This is a genomic window from Flavobacterium sp. SP2 (assembly GCF_057626655.1).
Window position 1 is genome coordinate 358,634 of sequence record NZ_JBVHBT010000003.1, and the last position, 20,722, is coordinate 379,355.

The 20,722-nt window shown below is 32.3% G+C and carries 16 protein-coding genes and 1 tRNA gene; 7 read left to right on the forward strand and 10 right to left on the reverse strand.

What is annotated here, in order from left to right; translation table 11 throughout:
• Entirely contained in the window at positions 1–1,515 is a 1,515-nt protein-coding gene (locus ACZ098_RS09460; RefSeq protein WP_487311510.1) for a peptide MFS transporter, read from the forward strand.
• Between the two features lie 49 nt (positions 1,516–1,564).
• Positions 1,565–2,095, forward strand: a complete 531-nt coding sequence (locus ACZ098_RS09465) for a thioredoxin family protein (protein WP_487311511.1) — start codon at positions 1,565–1,567, stop codon at positions 2,093–2,095.
• Positions 2,096–2,103: 8 nt separating this feature from the next.
• Here the strand turns inward: ACZ098_RS09465 and ACZ098_RS09470 are convergent, their stop codons facing one another.
• Genes ACZ098_RS09470 through surE form a run of 5 tightly spaced genes read right to left on the reverse strand, consistent with a single transcriptional unit; the run spans position 2,104 to position 7,085 of the window.
• Positions 2,104–4,137, reverse strand: a complete 2,034-nt coding sequence (locus tag ACZ098_RS09470; protein ID WP_487311512.1) for a ComEC/Rec2 family competence protein — start codon at positions 4,135–4,137, stop codon at positions 2,104–2,106.
• A gap of 50 nt (positions 4,138–4,187) precedes the next feature.
• Positions 4,188–4,856 carry a C40 family peptidase gene (locus ACZ098_RS09475; protein WP_487311513.1) on the reverse strand — a complete coding sequence of 223 codons (669 nt, stop codon included), beginning with the start codon at positions 4,854–4,856 and terminating at the stop codon, positions 4,188–4,190.
• Positions 4,857–4,902: 46 nt separating this feature from the next.
• A complete protein-coding gene (gene lpxB, locus ACZ098_RS09480; protein ID WP_487311514.1) occupies positions 4,903–6,015 on the reverse strand; it encodes a lipid-A-disaccharide synthase in 1,113 nt (370 codons plus the stop codon).
• 2 nt (positions 6,016–6,017) lie between these two features.
• On the reverse strand, positions 6,018–6,290 hold the full coding sequence (locus ACZ098_RS09485) for a hypothetical protein (protein ID WP_487311515.1): 273 nt from the start codon (positions 6,288–6,290) through the stop codon (positions 6,018–6,020).
• Positions 6,291–6,314: 24 nt separating this feature from the next.
• On the reverse strand, positions 6,315–7,085 hold the full coding sequence (surE, locus tag ACZ098_RS09490) for a 5'/3'-nucleotidase SurE (RefSeq protein ID WP_487311516.1): 771 nt from the start codon (positions 7,083–7,085) through the stop codon (positions 6,315–6,317).
• A 156-nt stretch (positions 7,086–7,241) separates the two neighbouring features.
• Between surE and ACZ098_RS09495 the strand changes: the two genes are divergently transcribed.
• On the forward strand, positions 7,242–9,515 hold the full coding sequence (locus ACZ098_RS09495) for a carboxy terminal-processing peptidase (RefSeq protein ID WP_487311517.1): 2,274 nt from the start codon (positions 7,242–7,244) through the stop codon (positions 9,513–9,515).
• 72 nt (positions 9,516–9,587) lie between these two features.
• On the opposite strand, the gene ACZ098_RS09500 is transcribed toward ACZ098_RS09495, so the two are convergent.
• From ACZ098_RS09500 to ACZ098_RS09515, 4 genes are all read right to left on the reverse strand, one after another.
• Positions 9,588–10,688, reverse strand: a complete 1,101-nt coding sequence (locus ACZ098_RS09500; RefSeq protein WP_487311518.1) for a DUF4407 domain-containing protein — start codon at positions 10,686–10,688, stop codon at positions 9,588–9,590.
• A 212-nt stretch (positions 10,689–10,900) separates the two neighbouring features.
• Positions 10,901–12,907, reverse strand: coding sequence for an N-acetylmuramoyl-L-alanine amidase (locus ACZ098_RS09505; RefSeq protein WP_487311519.1), 2,007 nt, complete (start codon positions 12,905–12,907; stop codon positions 10,901–10,903).
• Entirely contained in the window at positions 12,904–13,275 is a 372-nt protein-coding gene (locus tag ACZ098_RS09510) for a BlaI/MecI/CopY family transcriptional regulator (RefSeq protein ID WP_487311520.1), read from the reverse strand. The genes ACZ098_RS09505 and ACZ098_RS09510 overlap by 4 nt, the downstream gene beginning before the upstream one ends.
• 444 nt (positions 13,276–13,719) lie before the next feature.
• Positions 13,720–15,108: a dipeptidase gene (locus ACZ098_RS09515; RefSeq protein WP_487311521.1), complete on the reverse strand. Its 1,389-nt coding sequence runs from the start codon at positions 15,106–15,108 to the stop codon at positions 13,720–13,722.
• 205 nt (positions 15,109–15,313) lie between these two features.
• Between ACZ098_RS09515 and ACZ098_RS09520 the strand changes: the two genes are divergently transcribed.
• From ACZ098_RS09520 to ACZ098_RS09530, 3 genes are all read left to right on the forward strand, one after another.
• Positions 15,314–15,395 (forward strand) — tRNA-Leu (locus ACZ098_RS09520).
• Positions 15,396–15,798: 403 nt separating this feature from the next.
• Entirely contained in the window at positions 15,799–16,233 is a 435-nt protein-coding gene (locus ACZ098_RS09525; protein ID WP_487311522.1) for a hypothetical protein, read from the forward strand.
• 541 nt (positions 16,234–16,774) lie between these two features.
• A complete protein-coding gene (locus ACZ098_RS09530; RefSeq protein ID WP_487311523.1) occupies positions 16,775–17,524 on the forward strand; it encodes a hypothetical protein in 750 nt (249 codons plus the stop codon).
• 53 nt (positions 17,525–17,577) lie between these two features.
• On the opposite strand, the gene ACZ098_RS09535 is transcribed toward ACZ098_RS09530, so the two are convergent.
• Positions 17,578–18,474, reverse strand: a complete 897-nt coding sequence (locus tag ACZ098_RS09535) for a NifU family protein (protein WP_487311524.1) — start codon at positions 18,472–18,474, stop codon at positions 17,578–17,580.
• A gap of 133 nt (positions 18,475–18,607) precedes the next feature.
• On the opposite strand from ACZ098_RS09535, the gene ACZ098_RS09540 reads away from it, so the two are divergent.
• Positions 18,608–20,722 (forward strand): choice-of-anchor L domain-containing protein (locus ACZ098_RS09540; protein WP_487311525.1); only part of this gene is annotated, 2,115 nt, incomplete at its 3' end.

Consider the following 20,722-nt stretch of genomic DNA (forward strand, 5'->3'; position numbering starts at 1 on the left):
ATGGAAATCAATCAGTCATTAGAAGAAATTCAGAATTTTAAAGGAAAATATCCAAAACAATTGTGGTATTTATTTTTCAGCGAAATGTGGGAACGATTCAGTTTCTATGGAATGCGAGGAATGCTGTACTATTTTATGGTGCATCAACTTTTTATGAAAGATACTGATGCTAATTTGCAATATGGTGCGACGCAAGCTTGGGTTTATGCTTTTACCTTTATTGGTGGACTTTTTGCCGATAAGATTTTTGGATTTAGAAAATCACTATTTTGGGGTGGTTTGTTAATGATTCTTGGGAGTTTTATTTTAGCTTATGATCCAAAACAATTCTTCTTTCTTGGTGTAAGTTTTACCATTGTTGGAACAGGATTTTTTAAACCTAATATTTCTTCAATGGTTGGGAAATTATACAACAATAACGACAATAGAAGAGATGCAGGTTTTTCCTTGTTTTATGCTGGTGTTAATCTAGGAGCTTTAATTGGTGGTTACATTTGTATTGCGGTTGGAAAAGGTGAAATGTTTTCTAATTTAATTCCAGAAAGTCTTCGTTGGAACTTTGCTTTCGGATTCGCAGCATTTGTGATGATTATTAGCTTATTAACGTTTACACAAACACAAAAAAGTTTGGGAGAAATTGGTTTGTCACCCTTAGCACATTTGGATTCTAAAAGGAGAAAATTATACGAATGGTTAACTTACATAGGTTCTATTTTGATAATTCCTATAATAATTGTGATGGTTTCTAACACAAAGTATACCGATTATTTTATGTACGCTATCGGACCAATTGCTATTATTTATTTGATTTATGAAATGAGAAATTTCTCCGTTTCACAAAATAAAAAGTTAGTTGCTGCGGTAATATTTATGTTGTTTTCGGTTGTGTTTTGGGCATTTTTCGAGCAAAGTGGTGGTTCATTAAGTGCTTTTGCAGCAGATAACTTAAACAATACCGTTGCCGGAATTCAATTAGATCCAAACGGAGTTAACAATTCTGCCAATTCATTATTTGTAATTATTTTTGCAGCTATGGTAGGAATGATTTGGTTGTGGATGGCGAAAAGAAAAATAGAACCTAATACAATGATTAAATTTGGATTAGCATTTCTATTTCTTGCTGGAGGTTTTTGGATATTTTATTACACTAAATTTTTTGCTGATCAAACTACAGGTAAAACATCATTAGATTTATTTACTTTTGGATGGTTTATCATCACTTTTGGAGAATTGTGTCTTTCACCAATAGGAATGTCTGCAATGACCAAATTATCACCACAAAAAACGCAAGCTGTAATTATGGGAATGTGGTTTTTAGCAAGTGCCTACGGTCAATATTTTGCTGGATTGCTTGGGGCAAATATCGCCGAAGCTTCAGAAAATGCATCCAACCTAGATAAATTAAACGTATATGCTGATGGTTATTATCAATTAGCAATCTATGCGTTAATCGCAGGAGTACTATTAATCGCTATTTCGCCGTTAATTAAAAAACTAATGCAAGAAGTAAAGTAGCCGACATTATTTGCTACTATTTTTGAATATATTTGTAAAAATTTAAAACATGAAAAAATTTATAGTAGGAGCTTTTCTTTTTTTTGGAAGCTTTTTATCTCAAGCACAAGAAGAGTTAACATGGCATACCGATTTAAACAAAGCAATTGAAATCTCCAACTTAGAAAGCAAGCCATTATTTTTGTTTTTTACTGGTAGCGATTGGTGCGGTTGGTGTATTCGATTGCAAAAAGAAGTTTTTAAAACACCTGAATTCATAAAATGGGCTCAAGAAAAAGTGGTTTTGGTAGAACTTGATTTTCCTAGAAGAACTCCACAAGCCGATGATTTAAAAATGCAAAACATGCAATTGCAACAATTTTTTGGCGTAAGAGGTTATCCAACTGTTTGGCTTGCTAAACCAACAGGAGTTATCGATGGGAAAATTAGTTTTGAACAATTAGGCATGACCGGTTATGTGGCTGGTGGTCCAACGGTTTGGTTACAAGGCGCAGACCAAATTATTAGTAAATTTGTCCCAAATCCTAAACCAACAAAAAAAGAAATTAAAGCAACTAAGAAAAAGCAAGCAAAGGCTTAATCTTAAAATTATAATTTATAAAATCCCTTTTCGGTCGTGGCATGAAAAGGGATTTTTTCTTTTTTACACGTGGCTTTCCAAATTTTCACATAAGATTTAAAATTAGAAGCGTCAACTACAACTTGCTGTGGTTTCCAAGACTTAAAAATGCGTTCTAAACTTACTTTTGGTGAATTGGTTAATACTAAAATATCAGGTTTTTGATTATTCAAATAAACTCCTGTACTATCTAAAACCAATATCTTTTTACCTTTAAAATAGTATAAGTTTACAATGGGTTGCTTTTTGTTTATTCTACAAAAATTAGCTATCAAATAGGATTTTATTGCCAAATTATCATTCACATTTTTAAGAATACTGTCGTTGCTTGAAAGTATAATTTTGTCCCCATTTCGTTCAGTAATTATTGATATTTTACTTTTGGTAAAAACAATAAATTCGGATGCTTTTTCATTGGAATATTTAGCTTGAAACATAAAAATTTGCACAATAATTACGGTTATAATTCCTGCAACTAATTTTTTATAAGTTGGTTTTTCAAAATAGATAATCCAAGCTGTAATAAGTAGATACAAGCTGATCATTAAAAATGATGTTAAAGAAATATCTTTGAAAACGAACGACTCAAACGACGCAACCCAACTAATTGTTTGATCTAAAAACCAAACCGATTTTTCTAATAACTTCATTATTGGTATCCAAACGACATCAAATGCAGCAAGCACCATTACTAAAACTCCAAGTGCTAAAATCAATGTTAGTGCAGGAAGAATTATCAAATTGGTAATGAAAAACAAGCCTGGAAACTGATGAAAGTAATAAATTGTCATGGGCAAAGTTCCTATTTGAGCGGCAAATGAAACGGTAATAATATCCCAAAAATACTTTTTTATCTTGTTTTTAGGTTCCCAAATTGACGACAAAAGCGGTTGCAACCATATGATGAAAAATAGGGCAACATAACTCAATTGAAATCCGATATCGAATAAAAACGATGGTTCTACCAATAATATCAGCAGTATTGAAACCAATAAAGTGTTGTAAATGTTAACTATTCTTCTTAGAAACATTCCAATCGCAACAAATGTAAACATCGTTACTGATCGGATTACACACGGTGCCAACCCTGCCAAAATTCCGAATAACCAAAGTGAAGAAATTATAATTATAAGTTTTAGTAATGAATTGGTTTTGGTATTTGGTAACGGTTTTAAAAGAAATGTGATGAACAATAAAATAAATCCTACATGCAATCCTGAAACCGAAAGCACATGAATCGCACCAGCATATTGATAATCATGAACTACCTCTTGTGAAATGTCTTGTTGTTGACCTAAAATCAAAGCAGCAACAACACTTAATTCGGTTTTATTGAAACCATTTTTTTCTAGATTAGTTAGAATTTTGTTTCTAATTCTTGAGGCATAAAAGTTTAAGGTTTCATCAGAAATTGAACCGATTTTGACATTTTTCGCATCCGAATAGATTTGGGCAAATATCTGTTTGTTTTCCAGATATTTTCCATAATCAAATTGGTTCGGATTATTTGGATCTCGATTTTTGTAAAAATTACCTACTACTTTTAAGTTTGATCCAATTTCTAAAGTTGGTAAAACGCCATCTTTTCGAATATTCAGTATTATTTTCCCTGAACTTTCTTTTCCATTAAGCAAATGTATTTCTGTTATGTATCTGTCGTTTTTTGAAGTGTTTTTAAGTTTTTCTATTATAGTAATTTCAGAATCGTAGTTTTCCTGATAACCATCAATTTGATGAATATAATGCGAAAGATTTCGGGTTTCATCATTGCAAATCAAAGCAAAACTGCCAATTGCAAAAGCGGTAAACAAATAGAAAATACTAAAATAAACTGTTGAAAGTTTATACTTTTCCGAAAGAATATACGATGAAAAACATAATAGAAATCCGATTAAAACTGCAGGAAATGTGATTGCAAAAGAAAGTTTTGCGCCATGAGAAAGAATAATTCCCAGCACAAATAAAAAAGTAATTTTTATTAAAGGGAATTGTAATACTTTCATTATTATAAAAGTATAAAAAAAATAATAATATTAACAAGAAAATTATGATTTTATTCAATTACACGATTTACTTGTGCAAATGTTCTACCATAATAAGTGCCTTTAGTTGTAGATATTATAACGCCATGTTTAGTTGAAGAATGTATGAATTTAATATTGTCTCCATCGGCTTCCAGCACCATTCCAACATGATTGATGTGTTTTCTGCCATTGGTTCTAAAAAAAATCAAATCGCCTCGGCGTATTTCATTTCGTTGTAAAACTCTACCAATTTTAGCCATGTCGGTAGAAACCCTCGGAAGAATAATATCAAAATTTTTAAAAGTAGCATATACTAAACCAGAACAATCGAAACCTTTCTTAGAAATTCCACCACTTTTGTAACGGCTTCCCAAATTATCCGAAGCATTATTTACCAATTGTTCCGACAAGTAATTGGCATCTTCAGAAGAAATAATAATATCTTCTTCACCATTATCAAGGTTGATTGTTTTATTAGGTTCTATTTTGATAACTTCTAATTCCCGGTTATCTATTTTAGCAAAAAATAATTTTTGCTCTTTCATTTTCTTTTCTATCGAAGTAATTCGGTTTCCTAAATTGTAATCGTATTTGTTTTTCTTGATAGCTTCTTTTTTAGTTGTAATCACATTTGGAGATGTTGATTTACAAGAAACAACTGCTATTGAAAGTAATAAAATAAGAATAATTTGCCTCAAAATATATATTTTTTTGACAAATATAAAAAAATGAAATTTAAGTAATTTACGAAATTTGATTAACAATTAAAGAAGCAACTTTTTCGCTTGCGCCAATTCCGCCAAGTTTCAGCTCTAATTCATTATATTTTCGCAACAGATTTTCACGATAATTTGTGTCTAGTAATTTGCTCAATTCTGCTTTAATTCTTTTAGTATTGCATTCGTCTTGAATCAATTCGGTAACGACTTCTTCATCCATAATTAAATTTACTAACGAAATATATTTTAATGTGATGATTCGTTTAGCAATTTGATACGAAATCCATCCGCCTTTGTAACACACTACTTCAGGAACCTTAAATAATGCAGTCTCTAAGGTTGCTGTTCCAGATGTGACTAGTGCAGCTTGAGAATTACTAAGTAAATCGTAGGTTTTATTGGAAACAAATTTTATGTTTTTACCATTCAAAAACTGTTCGTAAAACGAATATTCTTGACTTGGAGCACCAGCAATTACAAATTGATATTCTGGAAAATCGTCAACAACACTCAACATTATACTTAGCATTTTGGATATTTCTTGCTTCCGACTTCCAGGTAAAATTGCAATTATCGGTTTGCTATCCAAATTGTTGTCTTTTTTAAAAGAATCTACATCGGCTGTTGTTCGATTATGAATAGCATCAATCAATGGATGGCCTACAAATTCTACTGGAAAATTATGTTTCTTTTCGAAAAAATCTTTTTCAAAAGGTAAAATTACTGACAGTTTATCAAAATCTCTTTTAATTTCTTTTATGCGATTTTCTTTCCAAGCCCAAATTTGAGGCGCAATATAATAATGAGTTTTAATGCCTTTTTGCTTAGCCCATTTTGCAATTCGCATATTAAAACCAGGATAATCAATAAAGATAATGATGTCAGGGTTGAAGTTTTCTATATCAGATTTGCAAAATTTGATGTTATTGAGAATCGTTTTCAAATTCATTACCACTTCTGCAAATCCCATAAAAGCCAATTCGCGATAATGTTTTACAAGCGTTCCACCAGTTTTTTGCATCAAATCGCCACCCCAAAATCTAATATTTGCAGTTGCATCTTTTAGATACAATTCCTTCATTAAATTGGATCCATGTAAATCTCCAGAAGCTTCGCCAGCAATGATATAGTAGTTCATAATTACAAAAATACAGTTAATAATGCAAGGACGATTGTAGCTAAAACAATTCCTCTAGCCATCAATTCTTTATTGATTTTTAAAAGTAAAAAAAAGATAATAATGTTTAAAATAGCACCAAGCGTAACTACTTTTCCCAAAAGTCCTTCTTGTTTTATCAATTGAATATCAGACAACGTTTTGTATTCTGTAAACGATAGTAGAAATAAAAATGTGCCTACAAATGCAACTGCAATTCCTATGATAAAGCCAATAAGCAAGTCTGTTTTTTTCATGTATTTACTATCTAAAATCTAATATTAAAATTCCCAAGTGTTTAAAGTGGCAATAGAATGATGCGCGGTTAGATCAAATTGAACTGGCACGATAGAAATGTAGTGGTTTGCCAACGCCCATTCATCAGTATCTTCACCTTTGTCTTGGTTTACAAACTCGCCTGTTAACCAATAGTATTCTTTTCCAAAAGGTGTAACGCGCTTGTCAAACTTTTCTTGCCACATAGCTTTTGCTTGTCTGCAAATTTTAATTCCTTTGATTTCTTCGGTCTTTAACTTTGGAAAATTCACATTCAGAACGGTTCCTTCAGTAAGTCCATTTTGTAAAACCTGAAGTGCAATTTTCTTTATAAATGGTTTTATTTGTTCAAAATCGGCATTCCAACTGTAGTCCAAAAGTGAAAAACCAATAGCAGGAATACCTTCTATTCCAGCTTCTACAGCCGCACTCATAGTTCCAGAATAAATTACATTTATTGAGGAATTAGAACCATGGTTTACACCAGAAACGCACAAATCTGGTTTTCTTTTCAAGATTTCGTTAACCGCCATTTTTACGCAATCTACAGGAGTTCCTGAGCAACTGTATTCTAAAATAGCAGCATTTTCTGCTGAAACTTTATTCAAATGAAGCGTATTGTTTATAGTAATAGCATGTCCCATTGCACTTTGCGGACTGTCTGGCGCAACTACAACAACTTCACCAATTTCGCTCATCACAGCAATCAAGGCACGAATTCCTGGAGCCGAAATACTATCGTCGTTGGTAACTAAAATAAGTGGTTTTTTTGACATTTTAATTTAATTTGCAGTGTAACAAAAGTAATGTTTTTAGTACTTATTCCGATACAAATTTTATAACTTTGAGCCACAGTAGTGGTTTTAACAAAAAATTATGCGAGGTTCTTATTTCTTGGCATAGTTTTTTACGTAATTTAGATGAAAAATTTAATGAATACAACAATTCAATTTATGAAAAGACATTATAAAATAATACTCGTTGTCGCAGTTTTATCTATTGGCTTATGGAGTTTTATTCCTAAGTCTAAAGCTAGCGACCCAGAAAAAGATAAAGCACTTTTGGAATTACTGACATTTGTAATTGAAAGAGGACATTATAATCCGCAAGCTATAGATGATGCTTTTTCAAAAGGAGTTTATAAAGATTATATTGCTGCTTTAGATCCTTCTAAACGTTTCTTTTTGCAATCAGACGTTGATGAATTTGCTAAATATGAAACTAAAATTGATGATGCAATTAAAGAAAAAGACCTTACTTTTTTCGATTTGACTTATTCTCGTTTGATGAAACGAATGGACGAAAGTAAAAGTTACTACAAAGCAGCTTTAGAAAATCCATTTGATTATACTGTAAACGAAGATATCAATACCGATTATGAAAAAATGCCATTTGCTACTGATGTTGCTGGGTTGAAAGATCGTTGGAGAAAACAAGTAAAATTATCGGCATTAGCATCTTTGGTAGACAAGCAAAAATTGCAAGAAGATATTGCTAAAAATGCAGGTAAATCTGAAGCTGATCGAGTTGCCGAATACAAATCTAAATTAGGTGCTAAATATACTCCGGAATTAGAGAAAAAGTTTTTGGAGTCCTTAGAAAAAGAAAAAAATGACAAACCAAAATCGTACGAAGAACTTGAAGTTTCAACTCGTGAAAGTACTTTAAAATCATTAAACGAATATTTTGGTGTTATTAAAGATTTGGATAGAGAAGATTGGTTTTCTGTATTTCTAAATTCAATCGCATCTCGATTTGATCCACATACTTCTTATTTTCCTGCCGACGAAAAAGAACGTTTTGATGTGAGCATGAGCGGAAAATTAGAAGGAATTGGCGCAAGACTTCAAAAGAAAAACGATTTCACAGAAATTACTGAATTAATATCTGGTGGTCCAGCTTGGAAAGGTAAAGAATTAGAAGCTGGTGATGTTGTTTTAAAAGTAGCGCAAGGAAATGCCGAACCTGTTGATGTTGTAGGTATGCGTCTTGATGATGTTGTTAAAAAAATTAAAGGTCCAAAAGGAACAGAAGTTCGACTTACCGTAAAAAGAACCGATGGAACAATAAAAGTTATTTCGATTATACGTGACGAAGTAGAAATAGAAGAAACCTATGCAAAATCAAGTATTGTTGAAAAAAATGGCTTGAAATACGGAATTATTTATTTGCCTAAATTTTATATCGATTTTGATAATCAAGACAGTCGCGATGCAGGTAAAGACGTTGCCCTTGAAGTTGAAAGACTAAAAGCGGCCAATGTGCAAGGAATAATTGTAGATGTTAGAGATAACGGAGGAGGTTCTTTGAAAACAGTTGTTGATATTGGCGGATTGTTTATCGAGCAAGGACCAATTGTACAGATAAAATCAGCGGCTGGTAAAAAAGAAGTTTTGTATGATAGAGATAAAAAAGTGGAGTGGGATGGACCTTTGGTAATCATGACCAACGAATTTTCTGCTTCAGCATCTGAAATTTTAGCGGCTGCAATGCAAGATTATAAACGTGCTGTGATTTTAGGAAGTAAACAAACTTATGGAAAAGGTACTGTGCAAAATGTTATCGATTTGAATCAGTTTGTTCGAGGAAGTACATATGGTGATTTAGGTGCTTTGAAAACAACCACTCAAAAATTTTATAGAATTAATGGAGGTTCTACGCAATTAGAAGGTGTTGCAAGTGATATCGTTATGGCCGATCGTTATGCATATTTAAGAATGGGCGAACGTGATGTTGAAAACGCTATGTCTTGGGATAAAATTGATCCAGCAGATTATAATGTTTGGTCGAAACAGAATAACTTCAATATGGCTATTGCCAATAGTAAGAAGCGTTTGCAAAATAATCCGCAAATGAAATTGATTGACGAAAATGCAAAATGGCTAGACGAGCGTAATAAAGAAAACGTTTACAGTTTGCAAATTGATAAGTTCAAGCAAGAACAAAAGGCTTTAGAGGAAACTAATAAAAAGTATAAAGCTATTGCTGATTATACGAATTCATTACAATTTAAAGCACTTCCTTACGAACAAGAGCTTATGCAAAAGGATGAAACTTTAAAAGAAAAACGTATCCGTTGGTACGAAAGTTTATCTAAAGACATTTATGTAGAAGAAGCAATTCACGTTCTAGATGATTTACAAATTAGTGGTGGCAAAAAAGGTGTTACTTCTAAGTCAAAATCAGAACGATTAATAAAATCATAGATGTAATTGTACATCAATAAAAAAGCTCTAAACAATCAAGTTTAGAGCTTTTTATTTTGTGTAAATTAATTATTACATCGACTTCTTCTGTTTTTCAACAAATCCATCGGCTTGTAATTTCAATAAATCCATTGCGCCTTTTTTCTTATAATTGTAAAGTTCTCGGTCTTCTTTAATATCGGCATAAACTTTATCGTAGATTTCTGCATCGGTTTTTCGTTGTAAATCACTTTGATAGCGATTTTGAGCCAATACATTTTTAATGCCCATTTCTGCATCTTCTTGCTTGAAATCGTATTCACTTCTCGGAGAAAGTAATTTGGCAATAATAGGTGAAGTTTCAATAGCTAGAAACAACAACATTATAAAAAACGATGGCAACCAAGGTAATTTATTCAAAGCGTTTATTCTTGCCATTAATCCGTCAAAACCATCAATAATAGGTTGTGTTTCGGTTACTTTTTTGTCAAGATCGGCTTGTAGTGTTTTGGCTTTCGCTTCTTTTTCAGTAATTTTTAATGCACTTGCTGCTTTTAAAGAATCTAAAACTTTCAATTGCGCATCGTGTTTCAATCTTTTTTCGGCATAAACCGGACCTTTACCCAGCTTTTTTGTTCCTGCTGTTCCTTCTGCTTCAGTGATATATGTTGCGTATAAATCGTTTACTTCTTTTTCTTTTTTAGCAATATCACTTTTTAATGCATCGATTTCGGCTTTGTTTTTATCGACATCGCTTTGAAAATAATTGGCAACTTGTTTTTTATTGGCCATTGCCATTTCGTTTTTCTCTTTCAATAGAACCGTTTCAATTTCTTTCTGAAAGATTTTGATTTCCAATGGTTTCGAAATTACAATTGCAATAATAATCGCCAAAGCAATTCGAGGTGTTGCCTGAATAAATTCGTCTAGAAAATTATCGCGTTTTTTGATGGTTGAAACAATAAATCGGTCGAGATTGAAGATTAGAAATCCCCAAACTAACCCAAAGAAAACTGCGGTGTAGACGTTGTCAAAAACTGTAAAAAGAGCATAACTACTGGCTACAAAAGCCATAATTGCTGTGAAGAACACTGTGGCTCCAATGCCAGCATATTTGTTTTGTTCGCCGTTGGAACAACCGTTCACGATGTCAGTGTCGACACCAGAACAAAGAATAAAAAAACGTTTTAACATGATTGATTGATTTTATGATGATTTTTTCCGCTACGCTCCAAACAGTTCGGCTACGCCTCGGGTGATGATTGATATACAAATTTAACGCCAAATATTTTATTATGTTGTAAAATGTTGAAAATTAGTTTGGTTAGTCGTTGCTTTTCAAATTGTTTTATTTGAAAAATCCGCTTGATTAGAGCGGATTTGTTTAGGCTATTTATGTAACTAAATCACTTTACTTCAGAAATAAAAGCTACTATATGTTTTGCAATTTCGGTTTGACCTTTTTCACTTGAAATAAAATTTCTATCATTTTCATTTGAAATAAAACCAAGTTCAACCACCATTGAAGGACAGATAGAATTTTTCAAAATCCAAAAAGGAGCAGTTTTTAAACCTCTGTTTCTTAGTTGTGTTTTAGATAATTTTGAGGAAAGTTTTTCAGCAAACTCTTTATTTTTATCTAATAAATCGGTTTTATCACTTATGAAAACTTCAAATCCGCTAGCGTTGGTGTTTTTAGTGTTATTTATATGAAGTGATATAACTAAATCAGGATTTAGGTTATTAATTAAATTAGTTCGATCGTTTAAAGAAATAAATTCATCATTAGTTCTAGTGAAATGAATTGCTACATCTGAATCAGATTGCATTTCTTTAATTTTTTTTGCTATTTCTGAAGCTAAATTTTTTTCATTCAATTCACCTTTTGTTGCTCCAAAATCCTGGCCGCCATGACCAGCATCAATTACGATAACTTTCTTTTCTTTTTTATCATCCATATATAAATTATACCCTTCTTTGCCTTCTGTATACCAAACAAGTGTGTCTGCTTTCAAAGTTTTGGCTATTTTATTTTTCATTGCAGTTTGATAGCTAACATTTCCAATTATTACGGTATCGCCTTTGAAATGAACATGACTGTTTTTTATGTTTTTAGCAAAATATTCTTTTGTGTAAAGTGTATATTGATATTCTTGAGGAAAACGTTTAGATCTTGCATTTTTGTGAACAAAACTATAGGAATAATAGTTGAAATCGGTTCGTTTGTATTTTTTGATTTCATCTTTATTAATTAATCTATTGTTAATTGCGATTTTGAAATCTCGAGTTTTCATTTTTTCAAATAATTGCTCAGGAATTTCTTTTTCAATCATCATTTCAGGAATGAAATCTAGATATTTTCTTTTGTCTTTTAAAGATAAATTTTCATAAAGAGTAACATTATTTCTCTTTGTTTTTTCGTCACATATTTTCACGTAAACACCACTGTAATAACTATCTCTAATTTTATCTTTATCCGTTATTTCAGATTTTACTTCTTCAGAATTTGTATTAATAATTTTCTCTTGCGCCACAACTTCTATACAAAAAAAGTAAATTAATCCGGCAAGGATTGGAACAATTGCTGCTTTTTTTAGTAGTGCTATTTTTTGCGATGTGCTTTTTGTCATCATAATCAATCGTTTTTTGGTTACTAAATAATTCAAATTACTGGCCAAGTAAATTGTTTGGTTTCCGTTTCCTTTTTGCAAAAGTAAATTTTGATAAAACGGAACATTATTATAGGTTTTCACAATTTCTTCATCAGCAAGAAATTCGTGGTTGAGTTGAATGGCTTTTTTGTAAAAAATAAATAGCGGATTGAACCAAAAAATGACTTTCAAAAATTCAATATATAAAATGTCTAACGTATGCTTTTGAGTAACGTGAACAAGCTCGTGGGTGTACAATTCGTCTTCAATATTCCTATTGTTGTAGTCGTCAAAATTGATAAATATCGAATTCAAAAAGGTGTGCGGAAGCGTTTTCTCATCAACTAAAACCAAATTTGCATTTTTGTATTTTACAATTGGATTGGATTTAGATTTTGAAATTAATTTCCAAATATTTTTCCAAAATCGTAATAATAATAGAAAGCTAATTATTCCGTACAAACTCCAAAGAATGTATGGTATGAAGTTGATGTTTTCTTCTATTGGTAAACTAGTTCCTTGAATTTCGTTTTCAGGAATTACGGCTGAGGTTATGACCGTATTTAGAGGTTCAAAGTTTTGAACTACAGGAACAATTTTGATAATTTCAAATGTTAGAAACGGAATTGCAAGCGAAATTACTATTGAAAACAAAAGATAAAATCGATTGAACTGATGCATTTTTTCTCTCTCTAAAACTAGATGATAGAAACCCAGAAAAACGGTTAAACTGATGGTTGATTTTAATAGAAAGTCGATCATTTTTTCTTTTTTTGAAGTTCTACATCAATGATTTTTTTTAAGTCTTCCAATTCTTTTTGACTCAAATTAGTGGAGGTTGTAAAAAACGAAGCGAATTGTGAAGCCGAGTCGTTGAAGAAATTTTTAATCAATCCGTTTACGTGTTTTGAGAAATAATCTTCTTTTTTCACCAACGGATAATATTCTCTTGAATTTCCAAATTCGTTGTAAGCCACAAAATTTTTATCAATCATTCGTTTCAATAAAGTTGCGACTGTTGTTGTAGCTGGTTTTGGGTCTGGAAAGGCTTCTAGCAAATCTTTCATGAAAGCTTTTTCAAGTTTCCATAAATGCTCCATTAATTGTTCTTCTGAATTGGATAATTGCATTGCTCTACGTTTTTAGAATTAACTCTACAAATGTAGAATAAAATTTTACTTCTACAAGTGTAGAGTTAAAATTTAACATTTACGTCTATTTACCTGGGTTTGCGTTAGGGATGGAAGTGGAAATCCTTTTTATTCGTTGCCTGAGGTTCTCGAAGGTAGCGAATAAAAAGATTGGGAACGGACAGCCCGACCTTGTTGCTTACGGAAATTTCATTTTTGGATAAATGTTATGCAACAAGGTAACGCCCGCCCGAGGCATGGCCGAACTGAGCGCAGCTAAAATAAAAAATAAATTCTAATCTTACTATTTGATGTGATTTTTCCTTCGTCGAAATGACAAGTAGGTGTATAAAAAAATCCGCTTACTCAATTAAGAATAAACGGATTATATTTAACTAACTCCGTCAGAGTTATAAACTCTGACGGAGTTTAGAATGGCAATTATTATTTAGATAATTCCACAAAATACTTGTAGAACAACGGAATCGTTTCAATACCTTTCAAGTAATTAAAAATTCCAAAATGTTCGTTTGGTGAGTGAATGGCATCAGAATCCAATCCAAATCCCATTAAAATAGTTTTAGATTTTAATTCTTTTTCGAATAACGCCACAATTGGGATACTTCCTCCAGAACGTACTGGAATTGCAGGAACTCCAAAAGTTTCTGTGTATGCTTTGTTAGCGGCTTTGTAACCAATACTGTCAATTGGAGTAACGTAACCTTGACCACCATGATGTGGTGTCACTTTAACTTTTACCGATTTTGGTGCGATACTTTCAAAGTGATTTTTAAACAATTCCGTGATTTCTTCCCAATCTTGATTTGGAACTAAACGCATCGAAATTTTAGCATAAGCTTTGCTTGCGATAACAGTTTTTGCACCTTCGCCAGTATATCCGCCCCAAATTCCGTTTACGTCTAATGTTGGACGAATGGAGTTTCTTTCGTTGGTAACATAACCTGTTTCGCCATAAATATCTTCAATATCCAATGCTTTTTTATAATTGTCTAAATTGAAAGGTGCCTTTGCCATTTCAGCTCTTTCGGCAGCAGAAAGTTCTTCTACTTTATCATAAAATCCTGGAATGGTAATGTGATTATTTTCGTCATGCAACGAGGCAATCATTTTTGTTAATACATTGATAGGATTTGCCACAGCACCACCATAAAGTCCCGAATGTAAGTCGCGGTTTGGTCCTGTAACTTCAACTTCAACGTAACTTAAACCACGCAATCCTGTTGTAATTGACGGTTGTTGGTTGGAAATCATTCCAGTATCAGAAATCAAAATGACATCACATGATAATTTTTCTTGATTTTCTTGAACAAATCCGCTAAGGCTTTTAGAACCCACTTCTTCTTCACCTTCAATCATGAATTTTACATTGCATGGAAGCGAATTGCTTTGAATCATGTATTCGAATGCTTTTACGTGCATGTACATTTGACCTTTATCGTCGCAAGCACCACGAGCAAAAATGGCTCCTTCTGGATGAATTTCTGTTGTTTTTATTACGGGTTCAAATGGAGGTGAAGTCCAAAGCTCTATTGGATCTGGCGGTTGCACATCGTAATGTCCGTAAACCAAAACAGTCGGAAGATTTTTATCAATAATATGTTCTCCAAAAACTATTGGATAACCTGGCGTTTCGCAAATTTCAACATGATTGCAACCTGCTTTTTCTAACGAAACTTTCACAGCGTTGGCAGTATCAATTACATCTTGAGAGTAAGCAGTGTCGGCACTTACCGAAGGAATCTTTAATAATTCGATTAATTCGTCAAGAAATCGCTCTTTATTTTCTTGAACGTATTGTTTTATATTGTCCATTTTTGAATTTGATTATAAGGTCAAATATACGAATTCAAATCCCAATATTTAAATTCCAAATTCCAATTTTTTTTGATGTGTTTTATTTTTTTTGGAATTTGTTATTTGAGTGTTGGAAATTACAAAGTATTGTTTATATTTGCACTCACAAAATCGGAGATTCATCGAACACAAATGAGAATCTTTAATCTAGTGAGATAATTTCGCGGATATGGTGAAATTGGTAGACATGCCAGACTTAGGATCTGGTGCCGCAAGGCGTGTAGGTTCGAGTCCTATTATCCGCACAAAAAGTCCGAAATGAAAGTTTCGGACTTTTTTTATTGCAACATTTTGCCTTAAATCGATAAAACAATTCGCTTCATCTAATAATTTAGAATGTTATTTAAGGATAATTAAAAAAACAGTACTTAAGAATTTTTACCAGCTGTAGAATTATATAACGGACAATTAGGCTCCTTAAAATGTGTCCTGATTGTTGAACTATTTTTTATATTTTTGGCGAATTTTAATTTTGGAGTAATGTATTCAATTTATGTTTTAAAAGTTGATTTATATTTTAGAATTTAAATTAGATTTAAATTAATTTTTGAAAAAAAAGATTAAAAAGATATATTCAGATTACTACATGGAAATCTAGCTAGTATACTGTGCTCTATATAGAAGTAATATAATTTAAACAAAGTAAAAATGAAAAAAGTAATTATCGTATTAACCATAACAGTAGCTCTGCTTTCTTGCAGTAAAGATGAAGGCGAAACTTATAAATTATCACGAGAGACGATAAAAGGAACGTGGTATTTAAAAGAATATATTAAAGAAGATGGTACAGTTGTACCAGATGTATCAGCATGTTCAACACAGCGTAATGAGGTAATTTATAATTTCCCATCTCCATTAGACATGAGAACTATTAACTATTATAGTGATTGTACAAATCAAGTAGCTGCTGGAAATTATACAATAGACCAACAAGGTACATTATTGCATTCAGGTACACCATTCCCAGAAACATGTGAAGTTACCTTATTTACAAAGAACGAAATGCATTTACGTTATCAAGAGATAGATCCAGCAACTAACGGTGATTTGGTATATGAAACTTTGGTGCTAGTTAGGGAATAATAATATTTACAGAGCGAAAAGCTATTATGTAGTATTTTAATTTCGAACTATTTTTATGAGGTTTATTTGTGAAAAACAATCATTATTTTCATCATTTGCGTTTTCTAAAGGTTAAGCCAATGTTTTGTCGGATAGATTTTTAATTTAGGTTGAAATTTCATTCTTTTTTTTAATTTGTTCATCAATTATAAATAGTTTAATTTTTCTAGCTAATTAGTTTTAGTCATTTTAAATATTCAGAAATTAGTTCATTCTCGTATTGGTTATTTTATCAGTTTAACTATAATTAGGACTTTAATTTTAATCACCAATTAGCTATCGTCGATTTTATTTTAAGAAGAAATACTCGCTTCTTTTATTGCTTTCTTAATTTAAATTTCTGTAGTTCGAAGTTATTTTTTTTATAAAATAGCATTAAATCGATAAAACAATTCGATTCATCTAATAATTTAGAATGTTATTTAAGGATAATTAAAAAAACAGTACTTTTAAAAACTTTTATCCTTTGAAACCAAATTTTGGTATGAAAAAGAATGCGACTATGATAACATTAATCTTAGCACTTGTAGTTGGATGTGCGTTAATAATAGGTTCGGTTTATTCTCTTTATCGAGAAAAAAACAACTTGACCGTAGACGAAACTGACGAAGTGAATACTGAGGTTGCCGTTGCAAATCAAAAAGTGGCTATCTTAGAAAATGATGTTGTTGAATCTCAAGAAAAAGTGGAAGCTGCTGAAAGCAAAATCGCAAAATTGAAATCAGAATCTTATGTTGAAATTATCGATCAGAATTTGCCAATTGTAGAAATTTCGGATGCTGATCTTGCTGAAAAAGCCGATATTGAAGATGGTGGTAAAAAAGTACATCGGTTAATGTACAACCATCAGATCAAGTTTAACTTGGTTAATGTTGGAAAATATTCATTGAAAGAAGTAATTTTTTCAGTTAAAGATATTTACAACGAAAATCGTGATAAGAAAACTAAGAAAAAATCGAATCAGTACAATTATATGGGACAAACATTTGATAGCGAAGATGTTGGTGCTTATAATAATATTGAGATAAATACCTTAAATCTGAAAACCAAAAAACTGGTTTATGTAAGTAATTTGCCAAGTAGTTTTGGCGTTGGCGATTACTATTTTGATGTAATTGTAGAGTGGAGCAAAGGATTTTACCAAATGCATGTGGATATAGAAGAACTCAACGGAAAGTTGAAATACCGCTACAAATTTTACGACATCAATGGTAAAGAACTTGATTTAAAATCGTTAGAAAAAAATAATTAGCATAAAAAAAACCTTCAATAACGAAGGTTTTTTTTATGCGATTAAATCATAAATTAAGCATTCAAAGCTTCTACGATAATTGCTTCATCGTTCAGCATGTCTTTTAGCATGTTTTCGATTCCGTTTTTTAATGTAAATGTTGACGATGGACAACCGTTGCAAGAACCTTGTAAAATTACTTTTACTCGTTTGCTGTTCTCATCATACGAATCAAAAAGAATATTTCCACCATCGGCAGCAACTGCAGGTTTAACGTATTCTTCTAAAATATTGATAATTTGTTGCGATGTTGTATCCAGATTATCAAAATTCTTAATTTGTTGTTTTTCTAGTTTCGGATTTTCAATAATTAATGTTTCGTCAATAACTGTTCCTCCATTTTCGATGTATTCTTTAATAAAAGTTCGGATTTCTAAAGTAATTTCTTCCCAAGTTGCCACTTCGTATTTGGTAACCGAAATATAATTTTCGTCGATAAAAATCTCTTTAACAAACGGAAATTTAAAAAGTTCTTTGGCTAACGGTGAAGCTGATGTATCATCGATATTTTTAAATTCTGCTGCTGTTTTGGTTAATAATCTGCTCACAACAAATTTTAACGTCGACGGATTTGGAGTTGTTTCTCCGTAAACCGTTAGTGCCGATTTTTTTGGTTTCGATGCGTCTTCAATTAGAATTTTAGAACCCGATTTTACATATTCTTCAATTTGTTCGGCTACAGCATCTTTAACATCGTCCCATTCTACAATACTGAAACGCTCAATAGCTATGAAATTTCCAGAAATGTAAACTGTTTTCACAAACGGAAGGTAAAATAACTGCTGTGCCAAAGGCGAATTTTTGGCTTCATCAATATTTTTAAACTCATAACTTTCGTTTTGCGTAATAAAATCTGGGAATTCGAATTTTATGATGGTTGGGTTTTGAGTATCTTTTATCGTAATTTTCATGAGTGTAATTTAAATTTCTACAAATTTAACAAAGTTATTTTCTCTGAATGTTTATATTTGGACTTTTAAACAATTAATTAACACTTGTTCCGTTATATATTGGTTCATAATGTTTGACTTTTAGCTATAATTTATGAAAAGAATTTTACTTTTTTTAACTTTTTTAATATCCTACTTTACTGGTTTTTCCCAAGCTATAAATGTAAGTACAACAGCTTTTACGGTGCCTCAATTGGTTCGAGAAAAATTGTTTAGTTTACAACCAGGACAGAATGGTAATGCATGTACGGGTTCTATTTCAAATATTACTTGGAGTACAGGTACAAATTTTGGTGTTCCAGCTGATAATGGAATTGGATATTTCACAAATGCAAATCCTGCATTTCCTTTAGCAGAAGGTATAATATTGAGTACTGGTAGGGCAACAGCAGCAGCTGGACCAAATACTCTCGCTGCTCAAAGTAACGGTAGTACCGCTTGGTCAGGTGATGCTCAATTATCTAATTATTTGATAGCGCAGGGAATTGAACCTTCTACTACGCAATTCAATAATGCTACAATATTAGAATTTGATTTTGTTCCTTTAACAAATACTATGAGTTTTGACTTCCTTTTTGCATCAGAGGAATATGGAACTTATCAATGTGACTATTCAGATTCGTTTGCTTTCTTTTTAACTAATACTACTGCGGGTACTCCTTTTACTAACATAGCTTTAGTTCCTACAACCACTACACCAGTTTCAGTAGTAACAGTTAGGAATAACTTGTACAATGCTGCTTGTCCTTCAGTGAACCCTACTTATTTTGGATCTTTTAATAATGTTGGGAGTCCTGCTGTTAATTTTAATGGTAACACTGTAGTTATGACAGCGCAATCGGCTGTTATTCCAAACAATACTTATCATATTAAGCTTGTCATACAAGATAGACAAGATACTGCATTCGATTCAGCTGTATTTCTCGCTGCTGGAAGTTTTAATTTCCCAGTTCAAACAAATGGTTTTGGAAGTACAGGTTTCACTATTGCTGATCAAACGGCTATTTGTTCTGGAAAAACTAGAGTGGTTACTGCGCAACTTTCGCCTACGCCAGGTGCTATTTATACTTGGAGTTTAAATGGGAATCCAATTCCAAATTCTAACAATAATAATTACACTATTTCTCAACCGGGAACTTATCAGGTGGTAATTCAAAACCCAAACGGAACGCAATCTAGTAGTTGTCCGTTCTTGGTAGAGTATTACCCGCCATTGCCAATTGCAAATCCTAATAATTTAAGTCAGCCAGCTTCTAATCCTGTTTTTAACTTAACTTCTAATACAAGTGTAATTTTAAATGGTGGAAGTTCTTTTGATTATGATATTTCGTATCATTTGAATTTGCCTGATGCACAAAACGTTGCAAATCCTATTACTAATCCAGCAGCGTATACTGCTTTAAGTAATGGTCAAATTATATATGTGGCCATTAGAGATTTGTCAAGTGGAAATTCTTGTGATGAAACTAGAAGCTTTATTTTGAATCTTTTGGTAGATGCAGGAACAGATGGAAGTACAACGGTTTGTGATTCTAGTACAGCGACGATTGATTTATTCAGTTTGATATCAGGTGAAGATACTGGTGGCGTTTGGTCTCAGACTTCAGGTTCAGGCGGTGTCTTTAATGCAACTGCCGGAACGTATACTCCAGCGCCTGGAGCAACCAATAGTGTTTTTACTTATACTGTTTCAACAGCTACTGCACCAGTTTCATCAGACACCAGCACGGCAACAATCAACATCAACCCGCAGCCTACTGCAGGATTAGATGGATCAACAGTTGTTTGTGAGACAAGTTCTGCAACAATCGATTTATTCAGTTTGATATCAGGCGAGCAAACAGGAGGTGTTTGGACGCAAACTTCAGGAACAGGAGGTACTTTCGATGCAATTGCAGGAACATTCACACCAGCAATAGGAGCAACAACAAGTGTATTTCAATACGAAGTAATTGGAACCGCACCATGTGTAAATGATACAAGTACCGCAACTATAACAATTAATGCGCAACCAACAGCAGGAACAGATGGAAGCACAACGATTTGTGAGACTAGTACAACTTCAATTGATTTGTTCAGTTTGATAACAGGCGAACAAACAGGAGGAGTTTGGACTCGTACTTTAGGAACAGGCGGAAACTTTAACGCAACGGCAGGAACTTTTATTCCAGCAGTAGGCGCCACAACAAGTACTTTTGTTTATACCGTA